This is a genomic window from Leucobacter ruminantium, assembly GCF_017565705.1.
Lineage (GTDB): Bacteria > Actinomycetota > Actinomycetes > Actinomycetales > Microbacteriaceae > Leucobacter > Leucobacter ruminantium.
Window position 1 is genome coordinate 30,375 of the sequence record NZ_JAGDYL010000013.1, and the last position, 22,804, is coordinate 53,178.

Annotated in this window: 18 protein-coding genes; 14 read left to right on the plus strand and 4 right to left on the minus strand. The window is 69.8% G+C overall.

What is annotated here, in order from left to right; translation table 11 throughout:
- Nucleotides 1-71: 71 nt before the first annotated feature.
- Nucleotides 72-2,108: a bifunctional aldolase/short-chain dehydrogenase gene (locus tag J4H91_RS08635; protein ID WP_208045862.1), complete on the minus strand. Its 2,037-nt coding sequence runs from the start codon at nucleotides 2,106-2,108 to the stop codon at nucleotides 72-74.
- 89 nt (nucleotides 2,109-2,197) lie between these two features.
- On the minus strand, nucleotides 2,198-2,959 hold the full coding sequence (locus J4H91_RS08640) for a DeoR/GlpR family DNA-binding transcription regulator (RefSeq protein WP_208045863.1): 762 nt from the start codon (nucleotides 2,957-2,959) through the stop codon (nucleotides 2,198-2,200).
- A 111-nt stretch (nucleotides 2,960-3,070) separates the two neighbouring features.
- On the opposite strand from J4H91_RS08640, the gene J4H91_RS08645 reads away from it, so the two are divergent.
- From J4H91_RS08645 to J4H91_RS08685, 9 genes are all read left to right on the plus strand, one after another.
- A complete protein-coding gene (locus tag J4H91_RS08645) occupies nucleotides 3,071-4,543 on the plus strand; it encodes a rhamnulokinase (protein ID WP_208045864.1) in 1,473 nt (490 codons plus the stop codon).
- The gene (locus tag J4H91_RS08650; RefSeq protein WP_208045865.1) at nucleotides 4,540-5,301 is read left to right on the plus strand and encodes a class II aldolase/adducin family protein; all 762 of its coding nucleotides are present in this window, start codon (nucleotides 4,540-4,542) and stop codon (nucleotides 5,299-5,301) included. Before J4H91_RS08645 ends, J4H91_RS08650 begins: the two co-directional genes overlap by 4 nt.
- Before the next feature lie 11 nt (nucleotides 5,302-5,312).
- The gene (gene xylB, locus J4H91_RS08655) at nucleotides 5,313-6,800 is read left to right on the plus strand and encodes a xylulokinase (RefSeq protein ID WP_243752818.1); all 1,488 of its coding nucleotides are present in this window, start codon (nucleotides 5,313-5,315) and stop codon (nucleotides 6,798-6,800) included.
- Nucleotides 6,801-6,876: 76 nt separating this feature from the next.
- Nucleotides 6,877-7,626 (plus strand): DeoR/GlpR family DNA-binding transcription regulator, encoded by a 750-nt coding sequence (locus J4H91_RS08660; protein WP_208045866.1) that lies wholly within the window; start codon nucleotides 6,877-6,879, stop codon nucleotides 7,624-7,626.
- Nucleotides 7,627-7,838: 212 nt separating this feature from the next.
- A complete protein-coding gene (locus J4H91_RS08665) occupies nucleotides 7,839-9,365 on the plus strand; it encodes a sugar ABC transporter ATP-binding protein (protein ID WP_208045867.1) in 1,527 nt (508 codons plus the stop codon).
- Entirely contained in the window at nucleotides 9,362-10,390 is a 1,029-nt protein-coding gene (locus J4H91_RS08670) for an ABC transporter permease (protein ID WP_208045868.1), read from the plus strand. Before J4H91_RS08665 ends, J4H91_RS08670 begins: the two co-directional genes overlap by 4 nt.
- A gap of 65 nt (nucleotides 10,391-10,455) precedes the next feature.
- Entirely contained in the window at nucleotides 10,456-11,427 is a 972-nt protein-coding gene (locus J4H91_RS08675) for a sugar ABC transporter substrate-binding protein (RefSeq protein ID WP_208045869.1), read from the plus strand.
- Nucleotides 11,428-11,693: 266 nt separating this feature from the next.
- Complete coding sequence (locus tag J4H91_RS08680) at nucleotides 11,694-12,752, plus strand: NAD(P)-dependent oxidoreductase (RefSeq protein ID WP_208045870.1); 1,059 nt, start codon at nucleotides 11,694-11,696, stop codon at nucleotides 12,750-12,752.
- Between the two features lie 37 nt (nucleotides 12,753-12,789).
- Entirely contained in the window at nucleotides 12,790-14,214 is a 1,425-nt protein-coding gene (locus J4H91_RS08685; RefSeq protein ID WP_208045871.1) for a xylulokinase, read from the plus strand.
- A 49-nt stretch (nucleotides 14,215-14,263) separates the two neighbouring features.
- On the opposite strand, the gene J4H91_RS08690 is transcribed toward J4H91_RS08685, so the two are convergent.
- Both J4H91_RS08690 and rhaI read right to left on the minus strand, forming a co-directional pair.
- Nucleotides 14,264-15,664 carry a rhamnulokinase gene (locus tag J4H91_RS08690; RefSeq protein ID WP_341783490.1) on the minus strand — a complete coding sequence of 467 codons (1,401 nt, stop codon included), beginning with the start codon at nucleotides 15,662-15,664 and terminating at the stop codon, nucleotides 14,264-14,266.
- Complete coding sequence (rhaI, locus tag J4H91_RS08695; RefSeq protein WP_208045872.1) at nucleotides 15,664-16,824, minus strand: L-rhamnose isomerase; 1,161 nt, start codon at nucleotides 16,822-16,824, stop codon at nucleotides 15,664-15,666. Before rhaI ends, J4H91_RS08690 begins: the two co-directional genes overlap by 1 nt.
- A 294-nt stretch (nucleotides 16,825-17,118) precedes the next feature.
- Here rhaI and J4H91_RS08700 point away from each other — a divergent pair, with 294 nt between their 5' ends.
- The 5 genes from J4H91_RS08700 to J4H91_RS08720 all read left to right on the plus strand — a co-directional run bounded on the left by J4H91_RS08700 (nucleotide 17,119) and on the right by J4H91_RS08720 (nucleotide 22,803).
- Entirely contained in the window at nucleotides 17,119-17,943 is an 825-nt protein-coding gene (locus J4H91_RS08700) for a DeoR family transcriptional regulator (RefSeq protein WP_208045873.1), read from the plus strand.
- A gap of 30 nt (nucleotides 17,944-17,973) precedes the next feature.
- Nucleotides 17,974-18,999, plus strand: a complete 1,026-nt coding sequence (locus J4H91_RS08705; protein WP_208045874.1) for an autoinducer 2 ABC transporter substrate-binding protein — start codon at nucleotides 17,974-17,976, stop codon at nucleotides 18,997-18,999.
- Between the two features lie 125 nt (nucleotides 19,000-19,124).
- Nucleotides 19,125-20,633, plus strand: coding sequence for a sugar ABC transporter ATP-binding protein (locus J4H91_RS08710; RefSeq protein ID WP_208045875.1), 1,509 nt, complete (start codon nucleotides 19,125-19,127; stop codon nucleotides 20,631-20,633).
- Complete coding sequence (locus J4H91_RS08715; protein WP_208045876.1) at nucleotides 20,630-21,640, plus strand: ABC transporter permease; 1,011 nt, start codon at nucleotides 20,630-20,632, stop codon at nucleotides 21,638-21,640. The genes J4H91_RS08710 and J4H91_RS08715 overlap by 4 nt, the downstream gene beginning before the upstream one ends.
- On the plus strand, nucleotides 21,637-22,803 hold the full coding sequence (locus tag J4H91_RS08720; protein ID WP_208045877.1) for an ABC transporter permease: 1,167 nt from the start codon (nucleotides 21,637-21,639) through the stop codon (nucleotides 22,801-22,803). The genes J4H91_RS08715 and J4H91_RS08720 overlap by 4 nt, the downstream gene beginning before the upstream one ends.
- The last annotated feature ends 1 nt before the right edge of the window (nucleotide 22,804 follow it).

Sequence of the window (22,804 nt, forward strand, 5' to 3'; positions counted from 1 at the left end):
GGGCCGGTGAGTGCGGCCCTCGGGGCGCGGGGCGGGGCCGGCCGCGACCGGCCCCTCCGCGCGGCACGTGCTCAGCGGAGGAATGCCGCTGCGACACCGGAGTCGACGGGGATGTGCAGGCCGGTGGTGCGTGAGAGCTCTGCGCCGGTGAGCACGTAGACCGCGTCGGCCACGTTCTCGGGCACGACCTCGCGCTTGAGGATCGTGCGGTTCGCGTAGAACTGGCCCAGATCCTCCTCGGCGACGCCGTAGGTCGCGGCGCGGTTGGCGCCCCAGCCCGAGGCGAAGATGCCCGAGCCGCGGACCACGCCGTCGGGGTTGATGCCGTTCACACGGATGCCGTGCTCGCCGAGTTCGACGGCGAGCAGGCGCACCTGGTGGGCCTGGTCGGCCTTCGTCGCCGAGTAGGCGATGTTGTTGGGGCCGGCGAAGACGCTGTTCTTCGAGGAGATGTAGACGATGTCGCCGCCCATGCCCTGGGTGATCATGGCGCGGGCGGCCGCCTGCGAGACGAGGAAGGATCCCTTCGCCATGACGTCGTGCTGCAGGTTCCAGTCTGCCTCGGTGGTCTCGAGCAGCGACTTCGAGAGCGAGAGGCCGGCGTTGTTGACCACGAGGTCGACGCCGCCGAATGCGAGCACGGCCTCGTCGATCGCGGCCTGCACGGCGGCCGCGTCCGCGACGTTCGCCGCGACGCCGACCGCGACGTCGGTGCTGCCCAGTTCGGCAGCCGCGGCCTGCGCCTTCTCGAGATCGAGATCGGCGACCACCACGCAGGCGCCCTCCGCTGCGAGGCGGGTGGCGATGGCCTTGCCGATGCCAGAGGCGGCGCCCGTCACGAAGGCGATGCGTCCCTGGTGCGACTTCGGCTTCGGAGAGCGCAGCAGCTTCGCCTCCTCGAGCGCCCAGTACTCGATGCGGAACTTCTCGGCGTCGCTGATGGGGGCGTAGCTCGAGAGCGCCTCGGCGCCCCGCATCACGTTGATCGCGTTGATGTAGAACTCGCCGGCGACGCGCGCGGTCTGCTTGTTCGCGCCGTAGCTGAACATGCCGACACCGGGCACGAGCACGATGAGCGGGTCTGCGCCGCGCATCGCGGGGCTCGACTCGTCGGCGTGGGCCTCGTAGTAAGCGCGGTAGTCGGCGCGGTAGGCCTCGTGCAGCTCGCCCAGGCGCGCGATCTGCTCCTCGACCGTTGCCGTGGCGGGCAGGTCGAGCACCATCGGCTTGACCTTGGTGCGGAGGAAGTGGTCGGGGCAGCTGGTGCCGAGGGCCGCGAGGGATCCGAGCTTCTCGCGCGACAGGAAGTCGAGCACCTCGGGGGCGTCGGTGAAGTGGCCGACCATGGGCTTGTCGTGGGAGGCGAGGCCGCGGATCGTGGGCGCGAGCGCCGCGGCGCGGGCGCGGCGCTCGGTGTCGGGCAGGGGTTCGTAGCCGGCGACGACGGCGCCGAACGGCTCGGCCGCGCCGTGCTCGGCGATGTATGCGGCCGCGGTGTCGATGATCCACAGCGAGTTGCGCTCGCTCTCCTCGCTGGTGTCGCCCCATGCTGTGATGCCGTGGCCGCCGAGGATGCAGCCGATCGCCTGCGGGTTCTCGGCCTTGATCGCGGCGATGTCGAGGCCGAGCTGGAAGCCGGGGCGGCGCCAGGGCACCCAGACGACGCGGTCGCCGAAGATCTTCGCGGTGAGCTCCTCGCCGTCGGCGGCGGTCGCGATCGCGATGCCCGAGTCTGGGTGCAGGTGGTCGACGTGCGCGGCGTCGACGAGCCCGTGCATCGCGGTGTCGATCGAGGGGGCCGCACCGCCCTTGCCGTGGAGGCAGTAGTCGAGGGCCGCGACCATCTCGTCCTCGCGGTCGACGCCGGGGTAGACGTTCACGAGCGAGCGGAGGCGGTCGATGCGCAGCGTCGACAGGCCGGCCTCGGTGAGGGTGCCGAGGTCGCCGCCCGACCCCTTCACCCACATGAGCTCGACATCCTCGCCAGTGACGGGGTCCTGCGCCGTGCCCTTCGCCGAGGTGTTGCCGCCGGCGAAGTTGGTGTTCTTCTTATCGGCGCCGAGCCGGTTGGAGCGCTCGATGAGCGACTGGACGGTGGGGTGGGTCATGGCTGCCTCCGGAATCGCCTGTGTTACTTCGTGTGAATGTAACATGAAACAACATCTAGGACAAGGGTCGCTCGCGCGGAGCCTCGACGTCAGATGACGTCGAGGCGGTCCCGATAGGGATCGAGCCGCGCGTCATCGGGGGAGAGTTCCGTGATGAGCGCGGAGACGTCGCCCGTCTCCAGCGCCATCGCCGTGGAGCGCTTGCCGAGCTTCGAGGAGTCGAGGCACAGCACGGTGCGGTCGGCGGATGCGGCGAGGCGCCGCTTCACCTCGGCCTCGGCGAGCGAGGCCTCTGAAGTGCCCGTCGCCGTGTCGAACGCGTCGGCCGAGGCGAAGAACACGCGCGCGTGGAGCAGCCGCGCGCTCGCGTTGGCGATCGGGCCGACGAGACTGCCCGTCTCGGGCTCGCGGGTTCCGCCCGTGAGGTGGGCCTCGACGCCTCTGCACCTGCCGAGCAGTTCGAAGGTCTGGATCGAGTTCGTGCACACCACGAGCCCCGCGCGTTCGCCGATGATCTCGGCCAGCGCGTTCACGGTCGTCGAGGCATCGAGGGAGATCGTGCCGCGCGGGGGCACTAGCTCGAGCGCCTTCTTCGCGATGGTCCGCTTCGCCGTGGCCCGCACGGCGAGGCGATCGTCGTAACTGCGAGGCGTCGGGGCGACGACGGCGCCGCCGCGCACGCGGCGCACGGCGCCCTCGTGCTCGAGCACTTCCAGGTCGCGCCGGATGGTCATGGCGGAGACCTCGAAGAGATCCCTCGCCCGCTCGATCGAGATCTCGCCCGAGCTCCGAATGAGCTCGGCGAGCTCCTTGCGCCGCCGCTCGCCGTCGATGCTGCCGTTGACCGCCATGGTTCGAGCTTAGAGGCCGCGCGGGAAATGCGGTGTTTGTTGTGAGAATTCACGCGATATAACATTGAACCGCCGCCGTCAGGCGCTCCGACGATCACGAGGATGTGACGCATGAACCTCGCACAGCCGCCCGGCCCAGGGCCCCGCGCCTACGCCGCCGTGGATCTCGGTGCGTCGAGCGGCCGAGTGGTGCTCGGCGTCGCGAGCGGCGGCACCTGGCGCTTCGACGAGCTGCACCGCTTCCGCAACGGCGTCAGCGAGACCGAGGCGGGCGAGGTGTGGGACCTCGAGCGGCTCTTCGACGAGACGGTCGCCGGCCTGCGGCTCGCGGCCGGGCGCTGCACGGAGCACGGGTACCGCTTCTCGGGCATCGGCGTCGACTCCTGGGGTGTCGACTGGGCGCTGCGCACCCGCGCGGGTGAGATCGAGCTGCCGTCGCTCAGCTACCGCGGCGCTCCCGATCCCTCGCCCACCGTCTCGACCCGGGGCCTCGGCGCCGCCGAGGTCTACGAGATCACCGGCATCCCCGACCAGGCCATCAACTCCGGGCTCAGGCTCGCCGAGCTGGCCCGCTCACGGAGATTCGCGGGCGAGCAGCTGCTGTTCGTGCCCGACCTCTGGCTGCACTGGCTCAGCGGCTCCGTCGCCACCGACCCGACCATCGCCTCGACGAGCCAGCTGCTCGACGCGCGCACGGGCGAGTTCTCCGGTCGGCTGCTGGAGGACCTCGGTCTCACGGAACTCGAGATGCCGCCGGTCGAACCCGTCGGCTCGGTCGCGGGCACTCTGCGCCCCGAGCTCGCCGCGGCGATCGGCGCGCGGGGCGAGGTGCCCGTGTTCCGCGTCGCAGGTCACGACACGGCCGACGCCTTCGCATTCGCCGACGAGCAGCGGGCGAGCGGCGAAGCGCTCATCTCGAGCGGCACCTGGTCGATCGTGGGGGCCGCGGTGAGCCGGCCCGACACCTCCAACGAGGCCCGCGAGGCCGGCTTCTCGAACGAGGCCGGGGCGCACGGCATCCTGCTCGCGCGCAACATCACGGGGCTGTGGATGCTGCAGGAGTGCCTCCGGGAGTGGGGTGCGCAGCAGGAGCTCGCTCCGCTGCTCGAAGCGGTGAGGGATCGGCCCTTCGACGCGCGCACCTTCGACACCGGCGCACCCGAGCTCTTCGGGGCCGGCGCGATGGAGCGCCGAGTGCGCGAGGCCTGCGAGCGCGCGGGCCGCCCGCTCGACGCGAGCCGCGAGAGCGTGGTCCACGCGATCATCGACAGCCTCGCCGCGGCCTACGCGGCGGGCGTGCGAACCGTCGAGCGGCTGCTCGGCCGCAGCCTCGACCGCGTACGCATCGTGGGCGGCGGCTCCCGGAACGAGCGACTGTGCCGTCTCACGGCCGAGCTGACGGGCAAGCCCGTGCTGGCCGGCCCCGCCGAGGCCTCCGCGATCGGCAACATCGCCATCCAGGCCGCCGCCGACGGCGCCGTCGACCACCCCGCCGACGTCTTCGCCGCGCTCGCCGCCGACGAGACGCACGGCTACGCGCCACCGAATCGAACGACCGCCGACGGCGAGGAGAAACCCGCATGAGCGACACCGCACTCTCACGCATCGACGAGATCGTCGAGTTGACCAGAAGGGCGGGCGACCCCGCCCGCTCCTACGCCATCCTCGGCGAGGGCAACACCTCGCTCCGCACCGATGAGCACCGCATGCTGGTGAAGGCGACGGGCTCCTCGATGAGCGCCGCGACGACCGGCACCTTCGTCGAGGTCGACCTGCCGATGTACTGGGACGCCATCGACGGAGAGGCGGACGGCGACGACGCGGTGCGCGAGCTCTTCGACCGGGCGAAGACGTGGGGCGAGGGCCGTCCGTCGGTCGAGTCGGTGCTGCACGCCGTCTGCCAGCGCCTCGACGGCGTCGACGCCGTCGTTCACACGCACCCGATCCCTCTCCTGGCGCTGCTCTGCTCGGACCGGGCCGAGATGCTGGTCGAGGGATCCCTCTTCCCCGACCAGATCGTCGTGATGGGGCGGCATCCGCTGCTCGTGCCCTACATCGACCCCGGTCTGCCGCTCGCCCGCGCCGTGTCATCGGCCCTGGAGGAGCACATCGGGCTGCACGGCGAGCGGCCGCGCGTGATCTACCTGCGCAACCACGGGCTGTTCGCGCTCGCGGGCAGCGCGGAGGAGGCGCTCGCGATCACCGACATGGCCGTGAAGTGCGCCGAGGTGCTGGCGGGCGCGCTCGCGATCGGCGCACCGACCACCCTCTCCGAGGAGCACGCGGCCCGTATCGACACGCGCCCCGACGAGATCCTGCGCCGCAGTATGCTCAGCAGGTGACGAAGGCGAACATGAGCGCAGATCCAGCAGCATCCGGGCCCATTCCCGTCGTGGCGGGCGTCGACTCGTCCACGCAGTCGTGCAAGGTCGAACTGCGCGAGCTCTCGACAGGTCGCCTCGTCGCCACGGGCAGCGCGCCGCACCCGCCGACCGAGCCGCCCCGGAGCGAGCAGGACCCGGAGGCCTGGTGGCAGGCGCTCGTGCGCGCGTTCGGGATCGCGCGCGAGGCCGCCGGCGCCGTGCGCGTCGAGGCGATCGGCATCGCGGGCCAGTGCCACGGCCTCGTCCCGCTCGACGCCGACGGCGGGGTGATCCGCCCGGCCAAGCTCTGGAACGACACGACCGCTGCGCCGGAGCTCGCCGAACTGGTCGCCGCCGTCGGCGCCGAGCGCTTCGTCGAGACCACCGGATCCCTCCCAACCGCAGCCTTCACGATCGCGAAGGTCGCGTGGCTGCGCGCCCACGAGCCCGAGCATTTCGCGGCACTGCGCACCATCCTGCTGCCCCACGACTACCTGGGATACCGGCTCACCGGACGCTTCGCGACCGACCGCTCCGACGCATCGGGCACCGGCTACTTCGACCCGGCCGCGAACGTCTACCGCCTCGAGCACCTGCGCCGCATCGACCCGGACAGGGACTGGGCGAGCATGCTGCCCGAGGTGCTGCCGCCCGACGGCGTCGCCGGATCCCTCGCCCCCGAGGCCGCAGCCGCGCTCGGCATCGAACCCGGAGCCGTCGTGAGCGCGGGCGGCGGCGATCAGCACGCGTCGGCGCTCGGCCTCGGCATCTGCGAGGGCGACCTCGTATTCTCCTTCGGCACATCCGGCGTCGTCGTCACGACGGCATCGGAGCCCGTGCGCGACCCGAGCGGCACCGTGAGCGGCACCGGCGACCTGACGGGCGGCTTCCTCCCGCTCGTCTGCACGCTCAACGGGGCCAAGGTGACCGACGCCTTCGCGCGCCTGCTCGCCGTCGACCACGACGAGCTCTCGCGGCTCGCGCTCGCCGCGGGCGACGACGGCCCCGTGCTCGCCGCCTTCCTCGACGGGGAGCGCACGCCCGACAGGCCGGGGGCCTCCGGGTTGCTCGCCGACATCACGACGGGCGTCACCCGCGAGCAGCTCGCCCGCGCTGCGGTCGAGGGGGTCGTCTTCGGCCTGGTCGCCGGTGCCGAGGGCATCGCCGGCCTCGGCTGCCGCACCGACGGCACCGCCTTCGCGATCGGGGGAGGTGCCCGATCGGAGGCGACGACGCAGCTGCTCGCCGACGCGCTCGGACGACCGGTCGCGACGGTCGACGTCGCCGAGCCCGTCGCGAGAGGCGCCGCCGTGCAGGCCGCGGCCGTGCGGCTGGGGCGGCCCGTGGCGGAGCTCGGGGAGGCGTGGCGCCCTCCCGTGCACCGCCTCGTCGAGCCTCGGAGCGGCCGGGCTACCGCCGCGCGCTACGCGAGATACCGCGAGGTCGCGGCGGTCACCGAGCTCGACCGCGGGCGGTAGGGGTAGCACCGCTGGGCGAGCGAGCGAAGCGAGCCGAAACCGAGGCGCCGTGCCGCGGCGCTACGCTAGTGCTGACATGACTTCCTTCGCCGCAGAACAACGATGCGCGTGGCTCCTGCAACGGCTGCGCGAGACGCAGCGCATCTCGCTCGCCGAGGCGGCGGCGGAGCTGGGCGTCAGCGAGATGACCGTGCGTCGCGACCTCGACCGTCTCGAGAGCGGCGGCGGCATCCGACGGGTGCGCGGCGGCGCGCTCTACACGGGGCCCGTGAGCTTCCAGGGCCGCGAGCGCTCCTACGCCGAGGAGAAGGCCCGGATCGCCGAGAAGCTGCTGCCGCTCGTCCCTGATCGGGGCATGATCGGTTTCGACTCGTCGACGACCATGCACCAGCTCGCCCAGCGCATCGTCGGGGGCGGCGACCTCTGCGTCGTGACGAACGGGATGCTCACCTTCCAGGCGCTGCAGAAGCGGCCGGGGCTCACCGCGATCCTGACGGGAGGAGCGGCCGACCGCCGCAGCGACTCCCTCATCGGCCCCGTGGCGACAGGCTTCCTGGCGAGCGTGCACCTCGCGGCCTTCTTCTCGTCGGCCGCGTCGCTCGACGCTCGGGGCTGTCACGAGAACACGCTCGAGGAGGCCGAGATCAAACGCTCGTTCGCGCGGGCGTCCGACCGCGTGATCATCGGCGTCCACGCCGAGAAGCTCGGCAACACCGCCACGGCGGCGGCGGTCGCCTTCGAGGAGATCGACACGCTGGCGACCGAGCTGCCCGCCGGGGCGCGCGAGCTCGCCCCCTACCGGGAGCTCGTGCCCGAGATCCTCTAGCGGCGACGGAGCCGCGCAGCGGTCCCGTGAGGGGAGGGCTGCTCCGGCGTGCGCGCGTTCCCGCGGGCACGTTCCTCAGCGGGGCGGCCGGTTTCGGGAGGATTCCGAGCCCGTTACGCATTCGATATCTAACAATATTTGACAAAAGCTCACAACAAAGAACATGATGAGTGAACGCACACACGTCACGACGCAGTGAGGAGCCCCCGGCGATGACATCACCGAGCACGCCAGCAGGCGAGCCCACACCCCCCGGCCTTGCCCTGCAGGTCGACTCCCTCGTGAAGGAGTACCCCGGCGTCCGAGCCCTCGACGGCGTCAGCCTCGACCTGCGCCCCGGCGAGGTCCACGCGATCGTGGGCGAGAACGGCGCCGGCAAGTCGACGCTGATCAAGACCCTCGCCGGAGCGATCGCTCCGACCAGCGGCACGATCACCGTCGGCGGCGAGAGCTACGACCGGCTCACCCCGCAGCTCGCACGCGAGCTCGGCATCGCCGTGATCTACCAGGAGTTCACGCTCTTCCCGAACCTCAGTGCGGCCGAGAACGTGTTCCTCGGCGAGTTCATCAAGAAGGGCCCCGTTCTCGACCGCAAGACCATGGCCGAGAAGTCGAAGGCGCTCTTCACCCGCCTCGGCGTCAAGATCTCGCCCAACGCGCTCGTCGAGACGCTGACGACGGGCTACCAGCAGATCGTCGAGATCGCGAAGGCGCTCTCGAAAGACGCGAAGCTGCTCATCATGGACGAGCCGTCGGCCCCGCTCACGGCCTCCGAGGTCGAGGCCATGTTCGCGATCGTCGACACGCTCAAGCGCGAGGGCATGACGATCGTCTACATCTCCCACCGCATGGAGGAGATCTTCCGCCTCTCCGACCGGGTGAGCGTGCTGCGCGACGGCAGCTACGTCGGCACGGTCGAGACCGCCGAGACCTCCAAGCGGGAGCTCATCTCGCTCATGGTGGGTCGCGAGCTCAGCGAGGGCTACCCCGCCCGCGAGCATCAGATCGGCGATCCCTCGCTCACCGTCGAGGGCCTGACGGGCAACGGCGTGCGCGACATCAGCTTCATCGCGCACAGCGGCGAGATCCTCGGCTTCGCGGGCCTCATCGGCGCGGGCCGCACCGAGCTCATGGAACTCATCTTCGGAGCGAAGAAGCCGGAGTCGGGCGCGGTCAGGCTGCACGGCACCTCGGTGCTCTCGAAGTCGCCGATCGAGGCGATCCGCAACGGCATCGCCCTCGTCCCCGAGGACCGCAAGCGCCACGGGCTCGTGCTCGAGTTCTCGATCGAGCAGAACATCTCGCTGCCGACGCTGAAGCAGCTCACACGCGGCTCGGTCGTGTCGAAGAACGCCGAAGCAGAGCTCTCGGACCGCTACATGAGCGAGCTCCGTGTGAAGGCGCCGAGCGGCAAGGAGATCGTCGGCAACCTGAGCGGCGGCAACCAGCAGAAGGTCGTGCTCGCGAAGTGGCTCGCAACCGCGCCCGAGGTGCTCATCTTCGACGAGCCGACCCGCGGCATCGACATCGGCGCCCGACACGAGATCTACACGATCATGAACCGGCTCGCCGAGGAGGGCAAGACGATCCTCATGATCTCCTCCGACATGGAGGAGCTCATCGGCATGGCCGACCGGGTGGTCGTGCTGCAGGAGGGGGTTCAGCGCGGAACTCTCGAGAAGGAAGACATCACACAGGAAGCCATCCTGACGCTGGCTTCAGAAGGAGAACTCGTATGACCTCGAACTTCATGACGCGATTGCACGGGCTCGGGATCGTCCTGGTCCTCGTGCTCCTGATCGCCGCGTTCAGCATCATGTCGCCGAACTTCCTCGACGCGAACAACCTGTTCAACATCCTGCGCCAGGTCACCACCCTGGGCATCGTCGCCGTCGGCTTCGCCTTCGTGCTGCTCACCGGCGGCATCGACCTGTCGGTCGGCTACCAGGTCTCGCTCTACGTCGTGGTCTGCGGCATGCTCATGTCGCAGTTCGACGTGCCCTGGCCGCTCGCGATCCTCGTCGTGCTCGTCCTCGGCGTCGGCATCGGGCTCATCAACGGCATCATCATCACGGTCACCGGGGTCGCGCCCCTCATCGTGACGCTGTCGATGATGACAATCCTCAACGGCGTCAGCTACCTGCTCTCCAAGGGCCTGCCCATCTCGGGCTTCCCCCGCGAGTTCTCCGTGCTCGGACAGGGATCCCTCGGCATCATCCCCATCTCGGTGCTCGTGCTCGCCCTCGTCTGGGCCGTGGGCTACTTCATCGCCAACAAGACCTCGACCGGCCGCTACTTCTACGCCATCGGCAACAACGTCGAGGCGGCGCGCCTCTCGGGCGTGAACACCCGCCGCACCCTGCTGTTCGTCTACGCGGTCTGCGGCCTGTTCACCGCGATCGGCGCCGTGCTGCTGCTCTCGCGCCTCAACTCGGCGCAGTCCGCGACGGGCGCCGGCTTCGAGTTCAGCGTGCTGACCGCCTGCGTGCTCGGCGGCGTCAGCGTCATGGGCGGCCGTGGCAGCCTCTTCGGCGCCTTCATCGGCGTGCTCATCGTCGGCGTGCTCGACAACGGCCTCGTGCTGCTGAACGTCAGCGAGTACGTGCAGCTCGTCATCAAGGGCGTGATCCTGCTCGCCGCCGTGATCTACGACGCCATGTCGAAGAGCTCGGGCGGGCGCCGCAAGCAGATCGGCGGAGTATCGCTCGGCAGGAAGCCGGCCGCCGAGGAGGGCCCCAAGACCTCGACCGTCCCGCTCGGCTGAGCCCCACCGGCCCGGACCCACAGACCACCACTCAAGATCATCGAAGATCCCGAAAGGAAACACCCATGAAGAAGATCAGCGCACTGATCGCCGCAGGAGCGCTCGCGCTCGGACTCGCGGCGTGCAGCTCGGGCGGCGGCGCGGACGTGCCCGACGCCGAGTTCACCGTCGGAGTCACCTTCTCCGACCTCTCGAACCCGGTGTGGTCCGAGCTGGTGCAGGAGGCCCAGAGCTACGGCGCCGAGGAGGGCATCGCCGTCAACTACGTCGACGCCAAGGGCAAGGCCTCGGAGCAGGTCACCCAGATCGAGAACTTCATCCAGCAGGACGTCGACGCGATCATTATCTGCGCGGTCGAGTCGAAGGCCCTCGCCGACGTCACCAAGAAGGCGCAGGACGCGGGGATCAAGGTCGTCGGCTACACCCAGGTGCTCGAGAACTACGACGCGCAGTACCTCGTCGACGCCTACAAGACCGGCTACGCCAACGGCGAGGCGGCCGCCAACTGGATCAACGAGAACTACGGCGACGAGGCCGTCGTCGAGTGGGGTCTCATGGACCTCCCCGAGTTCCCCGAGATCATCGATCGCGCGAACGGCATCAAGGACGCCGTCGCCGAGCTCGCGCCCAACGCGAAGCTCGTCGCCACCAAGTCGGCGCTCACCGCAGAGGACGGCGTGAAGAACGCCGAGAACTTCCTGCAGGCCAACCCCGACATGAAGATGATCGCCACCATCGGCGGCGGCGGGGCCCAGGGCGGCAACGAGGGCGTGAAGGCCAGCGGCATCACCGACTACGACTCCTTCGGCCTGTTCGGCATCGACGCCACCGAGATCGAGATCCAGAACATCATCAACGGCGACCCGCAGAAGGCCTCCGTCAGCCTCGGCGGCGGCAAGGCGCACGGCCGCACCCTGATCGACATTACCGCCGGCCTGCTGAAGGGCGAGGACGTCGAGAAGGATCAGTACATGCCGATCGAGGTGATCGACAAGAGCAACGCGCAGGACTACTTCGACGAGCACTTCGCGAAGTAGCGCGCTCTGCGGGCGGACCGCCGGTTGAGCGAGTGCGCGGATCGCAGAGAAGAAATCGCGCCTGCGATTTCTCGCGATCCGCGCCGACGCCACCGCGTCGGAGTCGAAACCCGGGTACCGGTTTCGACTCGTCGCAAGCTCCTCGCTCAACCGGCGGAATCGCTACTCGCGAGCTCCTCGCTCGACCAGCGCCCCCGTCTCCGTCCGCTCCACCAACCGCTGGCACCGCCGGCCCCAGACCAACCACAGATTCGAGGCAGACACCGATGACACGCATCCTCGCAGCGGGCGACCTCTTCATCCGCTCCTCCCACCTCCGCGAATCGCTCGAGCGGGCGCTCGAGGACAGCCGGGCGGAGATCAGGGAGATCGAGTTCGCCTGGCCCGACGCGCCCTTCGGAAGCGTCGCCGAGGTGCACGAGGCCTCGGGCACCGAGGACGAGCTCATCGAGGCGCTGCAGGGATCCGCGGCAATCGCGACCCAGCTCGCCCCTCTCACCGAGCGCGTCATCGCCGAGAGCCCCGACCTCCGCATGATCGCCGTCTCCCGCGGCGGCCCCACCAACGTCAACCTCGAAGCCGCCCGCGCCCACGGCGTGATGGTCGCCAACGTGCCCGGCCGCAACGGCGTCTCCACCGCCGAGATGACGATCGGCCTCGCGCTCGCGCTGATGCGACGCATCCCGCTCTCGCACAACACGCTGCTCGCCCACGAGTGGCGCGGCGAGTTCTACCGCTACGAGGAGGTCGGCGGCGAGGTCGCGGGTGCCACGATCGGCCTGCTCGGAGCCGGAGCGGTGGGTGCGCACGTCGCGCGCGTCTTCGCCGCGATGGGCGCCGAGGTCGTCGTCTTCGATCCCTATCTCCCCGAGGGCGTGCTCGACGGCGTCGTGCGCCGCGTCGACACCGTCGAGGAGGTCTTCCGGGCCTCCGACCTCGTATCGGTGCACGCCCGACTCACCGACGAGACCCACCACCTCGTGAACGCCGAACGGCTCGCCCTGATGCAGCCGGGCTCCCGCCTCGTGAACGCCGCCCGCGGCGGCCTCGTCGACTACGACGCGGTGGCCGACGCGATCGAGAGCGGCCGGCTCGCGGGCGCGGCCTTCGACGTGTTCCCCGAGGAGCCGGTAGACTTCGGCAGCCGGATCTTCGCGCTCGCCGCGACCGGGCACGACATCGTGCTCACCCCGCACATCGCGGGCGCGAGCCGCCAGACCGCGAGCCGCGCGGCCGACGGGGTGGCAGAGGAGATCCGGCGCTTCCTCGCCGGTGAGCCGCTGCTGCACCCGCTCGTCGAGCTCGAGCCGAGCGCTCGCCGCTGACCGGCACCCACAGTCGCACCCCTCCCGGAACGGTGAAATGAGCAAGCTACTCCTCGGCATCGACGTCGGCACGAGCTCGGTCAAGGTGGTCGCCACCGACCGCGCGGGCGTGCTCGTGGCGGACGCCGCCCAGCGCTACCCCACGGCGACGGACGGCGCCGCGGCCGAGCAGGACGCGAATGCCTGGTGGGAGGCCGTGTGCGCCGTCACCCGGCGCGTGGTCGACGGCCGCGAGGTGGCGGCCGTCGCCGTCACCTCGCAGGCCCCCACGCTCGTGCCCGTCGACGCCGCGGGCGATCCCACCGCCATGGCGCTCACCTGGCTCGACCGCCGCGCGTCGGACGAGGCGCGGCGCATCGCCGAGATCGTGCCGGAGTCGCGCAACGGCGCGGATCCCTTCTTCGGCACCGCGAAGCTGCCGTGGCTCGCCGAGCACCGCCCCGAGGCGCTCGCCCGCGCCGAGCACGTGCTCTCGGCCAACGGCTTCATCGTGCGACGCCTCGGCGGTGAGAGCGTGCTCGACGACACCACCGCAGCGCTCATGCAGGGCTTCGACGACGAGGCGAACGCCTTCGCTGCCGCCCTCGTCGAGGCCGAGCCCTCGCTCCGCTACCTTCCCCGGGTGGTGCCCTCGACCGAGATCGTCGGCGCGGTGAGCCCCGAGGCCGCGGCGGCGACCGGGATCACCGCGGGCGCGCGCATCGTCGCGGGCGGTATCGATTCGATCGGCTCTGCGCTCGAGGCCGGCATCCTCGAGCCGGGCGATCCGCTCGTCGACATGACGGGCTTCTCGAGCGTCACCATCCTGCCGGTGCCCCGCGGCACCCGCGTCCCCGGCTTCCTGCACTCCCGGCACTGCGTGCCAGGCGTCGACCTGCTCTTCACGGCGCAGGTCACGGCCGGCGCCACGATCGACTGGGTGAACGGACTCGACGGGCAGAGGGATCTGCGCGACGACTCCGAGCTGCTCGCCCGTCCGCGCCCGGGGCGTCTGACCATGGTGCCGAGCCTCGCGGGCGAGCGCACCCCGAGCTGGAACCAGCGTGCGCGCGGCGTCATCGACGGCATCGACCTTGCGGCAGACGGCATCGACCTCATGCTCGCGGCGATGGAGGGCAACGTGCTCGCGCTCGCCCGCGACATCGCCACGATCTCGGAGGCCGGCTATCCCGTCGACCGCGTCGTCTCGACCGGAGGCGGCTCGTCGTCCGCCGCGTGGCTGCAGATCAAGGCCGACGTGCTCGGCGTGCCCGTCGACCGGCCCGCGAGCGGGCACGGCGCCGCTCAGGGCGCTGCGGTGCTCGCGGGGCTCGCGATCGGCGAGATCACCCTCGACACGGTGCGCGGCCTCGGCGGCGAGATCCGCGCGAGCTATACGCCGGACCCCGAGCTCACGCGCGCCTACGCGGAGCGGCTCGCGCGCTTCGAGGAGCTGAGCCGGCTCAACGAGACGCGCCGCTGAGGGAGCCGTCCGCCGAGCTGGTGGGCGAAGCCGCGCGATCGAAACCGCTCTACGGGTCGTACCTCTGCGGCTTGTAGACCCGCGAGACGAGGTCGCGGAGGTCGGCGAGCGAACCGCTCAGCACTCCCGCGGCCCGAGCCTGGACGAGGAGGTTGCCGATCGCGCTCGCCTCGACGGGGCCCGCGTAGACCGGAACTCCCGTCCGCCTGGCGGTCAGTCGGCACAGCAGCGAGTTCCGCGATCCGCCGCCCACGACGTTGACCTGCGTGATCCGCTGCCCCGAGATCCGCTCGATGTCGGCGATGGCGCGGGCGTAGGCGTCGGCGAGCGACTCGAGGATGCAGCGCGTGATCGCCGCCTTGCCCTCCGGCGGCCTGATGCCGCGCGCGGCGAACCAGCCGCGGATCGCGGCCGGCATGTCGGCCGGCGCGTAGAAGATCTCGTCCGTCGCGTCGAAGACGGGGACCTCGGCGTCGTGCTCCGCGGCCGCGCGCAGCAGCTCGGTCAGCTCGATCCCTTCCCCCTCCGCCTCCCAGGCGCGCTTCGACTCGCTGAGCAACCACATGCCCATGACGTTCTTCATGAACCGGTTGCGTCCGTCGACGCCGCCCTCGTTCGTGAAGTTCGCGCGCTCGGCGTCCGCGCAGGTGATCGGGTGCGCGGTCTCGACGCCGACGAGCGACCAGGTGCCCGAGGAGATGAACGCGGCGCCCGAGGCGAGCGGGGCGGCCACGACCGCGGAGGCGGTGTCGTGCGATCCGACCGCGTAGACCTGCGGGTCGCCGTGCACGCCGAAGTGCTCCCGGACGCCGGGGAGCAGGGGGCCGACCACCGTGCCGGAGTCGATCAGCGGCGGGAGCAGCGACGGCTCGATGCCCAGCATCTCCAGCAGCTCGAGATCCCAGCTCCCGTCGAGGCGCATCATCCCCGTCGTGGTGGCGTTGGTGCGCTCGATCGCCTGCCGACCCGTCATCCAGTAGTTGAACAGGTCGGGCAGCATCAGCATCGTGTCGGCCAGCTCGAGCATGCCGCGCTCCCGGTCGACCGACAGCTGGTTGATCGTGGTGAAGGGCATCCGCTGCAGGCCGCAGCGGGCGTAGAGCTCGGGCTGCGAGATCACCGCGTCGACGAGTTCGAGGCCCCGCTCGGTGCGCGAGTCGCGGTAGGAGTAGGGCACCGAGAGCAGGGATCCCTGTCGCAGCAGCCCGTAGTCGACCGCCCAGGAGTCGACGGCGATCCCCGAGATCTCGGCCTCGTGCGAGGCGGCGGCGATAGCCTCGAGTGCCTCCGAGAACAGTGTCAGCACCGACCAGTGCAGGCCGTCGTTCACCATGACCGGCCGGTTGGGGAACCTGGCCGCCTCGGTCAGTTCGAGCTCCTCGGGGCCGACGCGCCCCACCATGACCCGCCCGCTGGACGCACCGAGGTCGATGGCCGCGAACCGCTGCACTACGCCCCCCAGCTCGCCTGCGTGCCGCCGACGCGCTCCTCGGCGATCCGGTCGAGGTAGCCGGAGGCCAGGAAGGCGCGCATGGGATCCTCGGGCAGACCCCGCTGCGATCGGTACTCGGCGAGCAGGGGGCGCACGTCCGTGCGGAATGCGTCCTCGAAGATCTCGTTCGCGAGGAGGACGTCGCAGTCGCGTCGCGCCGCGTCGAGCGCCTCCGTGTCGATGGACAGCGCCTTCGCCACGGCCTCTTGAACGTTCAGCACGCTCTTGATCTGACCGGGGATCTTCGCCTCGATGTTGTGGCACTGGTCGAGCACGAGCTGGACGTCGGGGCTCCCGTAGCCGCCGCCCGCGATCAGCTCTGCGACGATCCGGTACAGCTGATAGGGATCCGCGGCGCCGACGATGAGGTCGTCGTCGGCGTAGAAGCGCGAGTTGAAGTCGAATGCGCCGAGCTTTCCGAGGCGCAGCAGCTGCGCGACGATGAACTCGATGTTGGTGCCGGGCGCGTGATGACCGGTGTCGAGGACCACCATGGCGCGCTCGCCGAGTGCGGCGCAGTGGGCGTAGCTCGTGCCCCAGTCGGGGATGTCGGTGTGGTAGAACGCGGGCTCGAAGAACTTGTACTCGAGCACCATGCGCTGCTCCTCGCCCAGGTGCTCGTAGATCGCGTGAAGCGACTCGGCGAGACGATCCTGGCGGGCGCGGATGGAGTCCTGGCCCGGGTAGTTCGTGCCGTCGGCGAGCCACACCTTCAGGTCTCGGCTGCCGGTGCGGTGCATGATCTCGATGCACTCGAGATGGTGGTCGACGGCCTTCCGACGGATGCGCGGGTCGGGATGGGTCAGGCTGCCGAACTTGTAGTCCTCGTCCTGGAAGGTGTTGGAGTTGATGGTTCCGAGCGCGACGCCGAGATCCTGCGCGTGCGCCCGCAGCGCCTCCCAGTCGTCCACCGCATCCCACGGGTAGTGCAGAGCGACGCGGGGGGCGAGCCCGGTGTGGGCGTGCACCTGCGCCGCGTCGGACACCTTCTCGAAGGGATCGCGCGGAGTGCCCGGCGTGCCGAACACGCGGAATCGCGTTCCCGAGTTGCCGTAAGCCCAACTGGGGACCTCGATCGCCAGCCGGTCGAGGTCGGCGTACTGAGGGGTGAGCGCCATCGTCTTCTCCTTTCCGCGCGACGGTGCACGGTTGCCTGCGTCCCAGTCTGCATGAGCAGGCGTTTCAAACGCAAGGCATTCCGAAACCGCCGTGTGCGGCGGTCGAGACGCGCGTGAATCACGTGGATGCAAGGCGCAACGGGGTGTGTCAGCGACAGGAGAGCCGGAGGAAACGCAAGAGAGGGAAATTTCGAACGAAGACGTTTTGGTTACGATTGCATAAATCTGCGTTGCGAACGCGACCCGTGTCGGGCTACGGTTACTCCGACTTCACGCACGAAGGAGTTGCGGAACGTGAACGAACGGGAAACCCGGATACTCGAGGCGCTCGAGCAGCAGGGCACGGTTCAGGTCGGAGGCCTCGCCGAAGCTCTGGGGGTCTCTGCCGTCACGATCCGCAAAGACCTCGAATCCCTCGAGCAGCGTCGGCTGCTGCGGCGCATCCGAGGCGGCGCGACGCGCCCGCAGCCTCATGTCGAGGGCGAGTTCCCCGAGCGCATGGCCGTCTCCGCGCGGGCGAAGAAGGCCGTCGCGGTCGCCGCGGCCGAGCTCATCGAAGACGGCGACACCGTCGCCTTCGACACGTCGAGCACCGCCCACTTCATTGCGCGAGAGGTGCTCGGACGCCGCGATCTCGTGGTGATCACCCAGTCGCTTCCCACAGCCACGCTGTTCTTCGAGATGTCGAGCGCGCAGGTCATCATGCCGGGAGGGATCCTCCGCAGGGAGTCGAGCGGGCTCGTCGGAACCAGGCCGGAGCACCTCGTCGGCCGCGGACGCATCGCCAAGGGATTCTTCGGGGTCACCGGTCTCTCCGCCGTGGGCGGGCTCCTGGAACTCGGGCTCGACGAGTCCGAGTCGAAGAGGGTGCTGGCCGAAGCGTGCGACGAGGTCTACGGCGTCTTCTCGTCCGACAAGGCGAGCGGCTTCGGCTTCCACTCCTTCTGCCCCGTCGAATCCGTCACCGGCTTGATCACCGACGAAGCCTTCCCAGCCGCCGATGCGGCGGAGTGGGAGGCGGCAGGGGTCAGCGTGCGGCTCGCCCCGCTGAGCCCGCCTGCCGCGCGAGCGAGCCCGCTGCGCCATGACGCGCTGGCGTCGGGGACAGCGGCGCAATAGTCCGAAAACCACCGATAGCAAGGAGAGACAATGACAATCAAACGCAAGGTCATGGGTGCTCTGGCGTTGGCCGCGGCGGGTGCCCTGGTGCTCGCCGGCTGCACCGATCGCAATGCCGCGGACGGCGGCGACAGCGGGGGCGGCGACGGCGACATCACGGTCGCGTTCGTGCCGAAGCTGCAGGGCATCCCCTACTTCGAGGCGATGAACACCGGCGGCGAGGCTGCCGCCGAAGAGCTCGGTTTCACGTGGCTGTATCAGGGCCCGACCGAGGCCGACGCCGCCGCGCAGGCCGACATCGTGCGCTCGTTCATCCAGCAGGGCGTCGACGTGCTGCTCGTCGCCCCCAACGATCCCGACTCGATGGGCCCGCTGCTGCAGGAGGCGCAGAAGGCAGGCATCAAGGTCGCCACGACCGACACCGACGCGCCCGACTCGGTGCGTGAGCTCTTCGTCAACCAGGCGAGCGTCGAGGGCGTCGGAGAGGCGCTGACCGACCAGCTCCTGGAGGCCATGGGCGGCAAGGGGAAGTACGCGATCGTCTCGTGCGGCGAGACCGCGGCCAACCTCAACGCCTGGATCGAGGTGCAGAAGGAGTACACCGCCTCGGAGTACCCGGATGCCGAGATCGTCGACATCGTCTACGCGGGCGAGGATCAGGCGCAGGCCACCGCGATGGCGACCGACCTCATGAACGCCCACCCCGACCTCACCGGTCTCGTGGGCGAGTGCACCTCGAGTGCCCCCGGCGTCGCCCAGGCGGTGCAGGACGCGGGCAAGATCGGCAAGGTGCACACGGTCGGCCTGGGCACGCCCCAGTCGATGGCGCCGTACCTCGAGAACGGCTCCTCGGCCGCCTCGGTGATCTGGGACGTCGAGGCGCTCGGCTACCTCTCGGCGTGGGCCGGCCTGCAGCTCGCCAACGGTGAGGAGATCCCCGAGAAGGTAGAGGCCGGCCCCGCGACGGAGGCGACCTTCGACGCGAGCAAGAAGGAACTGCTGCTCGGCCCGCCGCTGATCGTCACCAAGGACAACGCCGGCGACTACGACTACTAGCAGTCGCCCGGTCCTGCCCGCCGGCTGAGCGAGCGCGAGCGAGTCGGATCCCCTGATCTCGACTCGCTCCGCCCGCTCAGCCGGCCGCTGCCCGCCCGCAATTCACAGAAGGAGCAGAGACGCTCATGGCACACACCGACGCGATACCGCGTCTGCAGATGTCCGGCATATCGAAGAGCTACGGCGGCGTGAAGGCGATCCGCCACGCGGAGATCACGATTCAGCCGGGCTCGGTCCACGCGCTCGTCGGCGAGAACGGAGCGGGCAAGTCCACGCTGATCAAGATCCTCGCCGGCGCGGAGTCCGCCGACAGCGGGACGATCGAGATCGACGGCGAGACGGTCCGCATCCACAACACCTCCGACGCGATCAAACTCGGCATCCAGACCGTCTACCAGGAGCCGCAGCTCTTCGACGAGCTCAGCGTCGCCGAGAACTTCTTCATCGGCCGTGAGATCACCCGCGGCCCGATGATCGACTGGAACGAGCAGGCACCGCGCATGCTCGAACTCCTCACCCTCGTCGGTCTCGACCCCAAGCACGCGGCACGCCCGGTCGGCGACCTGTCGATCGCGCAGAAGCAGCTGATCTCGATCGCGAAGGCCCTGCTCGAGAAGGCCTCGGTGCTGATCCTCGACGAGCCCAGCGCGATCCTCACCGATCGGGAGATCGAGAACCTGTTCTCCGTGGTCAGGAAGCTGACGGCCGACGGGGTGTCGATCATCTACATCTCGCACCGCCTCGACGAGCTCTTCCGCATCGCCGACACGGTCACGATCATGCGCGACGGCACCACGGTCGCCCACGAGCCCATCGGCAATCTCTCCGTGCGCGAGATCGCCGAGCGCATGGTCGGCGGCGTCCTGACCGAGGGCGCGCGCGAGGTCGGCGAGCGCGGCGAGGTCGTGCTCGAGCTCAAGGGACTGAGCTCGGGCGAGAGCTTCTCCGACGTCGACCTCACGGTGCGCAAGGGCGAGATCGTCGGACTCTACGGGCTCGTCGGCTCCGGCGTGGCCGAGGTCGGCGAGGTCATCTACGGCATGCGCCAGACCACGGGCGGCACGCTGCTGATCGACGGCGAGCCCACGAGGATCGCGTCGCCGACCGACGCGAAGCGCCGCCAGATCAGAATGCTGCCGGCGAACCGGGCCCAGCAGGGATCGTTCGCGTTCCAGAGCATCGCGTTCAACACGACGATCGGATCCCTCCCCCGACTCGGCCGCTTCGGCATCGTGCGCCCCAAGGTCGAGCGCGACATCGCGCGACGGCTGATCGAACGTCTCGGGGTGAAGACGCCGAGCGAGAAGCAGGTGATCAGCGCGATGTCGGGCGGCAACGCGCAGAAGGTGATCCTCGCGCGGCAGATCGTCGACCGGCCCGAACTCCTCGTGCTCGCAGAACCCACGCAGGGCGTCGATGTCGGTGCGAAGGAGGAGATCCACCAGATCATCTCCGACCTCGCGGATCAGGGAACCGCGGTCCTGGTGATCACCACCGACCTCGCCGAGGTCCTGCGGATCTCCGACCGCGTCGTGGTCTTCCGCGAGGGGACGCCGGTGCGCGAGTTCGCAGAGGGGGCGACGCAGGCGGACCTGCTCGCCGTAGCCGCGGGCGCGGAGGAGGAAGCAGCATGAGCGACACCGCAGTACGTACCGGCTCGCAGAGAGTCAGCACGCGCAAGATACTTCCGCCCTACATCACGGGCCAGGAACTCGTCCTCGTCGGCGTCATCGCCGTACTGTGGGTCGTGCTGGGCTTCAACACCCCGGCATTCCTCTCGGCGGGATCGATCGGGCCGCTCCTCGTGCAGGTCGCCCCGATCGCCGTCATCGGAGTCGGCATGACGTTCGTCATCATCACCGCGGGCATCGACGTCTCCGTCGGGTCGATCGTGATGGTCGCGGCCGTCATCACGGCACGATCCCTCGTCGACTTCGGATTGCCGTTCTGGCCGGCCCTGCTGCTGTCGCTCGTCGTCGGCGCGGCGCTCGGCGCGCTGAACGGCGTGCTCGTGGCCTACGGCCGGGTGCACGCGATCATCATCACCTTCGGCACCATGAACCTCTTCCGGTTCATCGGCCTGCAGGTGTTCGGCTCGTCGACGGTGAACAACATGCCGCCGACGTTCAGCGTCTTCGGACGCGGAGAGGCCGGTTCGACGCTCGGCGTTCCCCACGCCTTCGCGATCGCGGTGCTCATCACGGCCGTCGCCTGGTGGTATCTGCGCTACACCAAGGGCGGACGCAGCCTGTACGCGATCGGCGGCAACGCGAACGCCGCGCGCCTCGCGGGCATCAAGGTGCAGCCGCGCATCTTGGCTGTCTACGCGCTCACCGGCCTGCTCGCCGGCCTCGCTGCCTGCATGACGCTGGCGGCGGGCACGTCGACGCTGGACCAGTCGGTCGGAAGCGGCCGTGAGCTCCAGGTCATCGCCGCCGTCGTCATCGGGGGCACCTCCATCGTGGGCGGACGCGGCTCGGTCGTGGGCACCCTTCTCGGTGCGCTCCTCGTGCAGTCGGTGACGAGCGGCGTCGTGCAGCTCGGCTGGCCGACGCAGCTGGCGTTCTTCTTCGTCGGACTCTTCATCGTCATCGCGGTCGGAACCGACCTCATTCGCGAACGGGCAAGGAGGCGGTCATGAGCACCGTGGACAGCGCGCGCAAGGAGCGCTCGGGACCTTCGATGGGCGAGAGGATCGGGATGATCGCGCAGGATCGCGGCGCGCAGCTCCTCGTCCTCGTCGTCGCGCTCGTCGTCATCATGATGACGCTCAGCGCGGCCGGCGTCACGATCAGCCGGGTCAACTCCGACTACCTGGCGAGTGCGCTCATCAGCTTCGTGCCGCTGGCGCTGCTCGCGATCGCCCAGCTGTTCGTCATCACCTCGGGCAAGGGCGGCATCGACCTGTCCGTCGGGTCGATGGTGTCGCTGTCGGGAATGGCTTTCGGCATCAGCCTGGTGGAGTGGGGCTGGTCGGTCTCCGCGGCAGCGGGCTTCGCCGTGGTGGTCGGCATCCTGCTCGGCACCATCAACGGCTTCCTGACCGCGTATCTCGGGTACCCGGCGCTCATCACGACGCTCGCGACCTACTACGCCTACCGCTCCATCGCGCTCGTGGTGACCGACCAGAAGCCGATCTCGGGGCCCGAGATCCAGGGCTTCTACCAGTCGGTCGCCTCGATCGAGCTCCCGGTCATCGGCGGGATGCTGCCGCTCTTCCCTCTGGGTCTCTTCACCTTCTTCCTCCCCGTCGCGGTGATCGCCTGGCTCGTGCTGAACCGCACCGCCTACGGCCGCAAGCTCTACGCGATCGGCACGAACGACACCGCCGCGCAGTGGGCCGGCGTCGACACGCGCCGCACGAGGATGACGGCGTTCATGATCTCAGGTCTCCTGTCCGGCCTCGTCGGCGTGTACACGGTGGCGCAGTTCGCCTCTGCTCGCCCCGACTCCGGCACCGCCGGCGCGGGCATGGCGCTTCCCGCCATCACGATCGCGGTCCTCGGCGGGGTCGCGATCACGGGAGGCATCGGCAGGCTCGGCAGCGTCGCGCTGGCCGCGCTGCTCATCACCTGGCTCAACGCCTCCATCCTGATGCTGGTCCCCGGCAACGGGGGCGCGCAGGTTCAGCTGCTGGCGCTCGGCGTCGTGCTCCTCGGGGCATCGCTGCTCGACGGTTGGATGCAGAACCGGCGCAAGCGCGGAGTCGTGAAACCGCCGACCCTCACCGCGGCCATCGCGCTGGAGGGCACAGAGAACCGCGACGACGAGCCTCGTCGTCGCACGTCGAAGGAAGGAAGGTGAC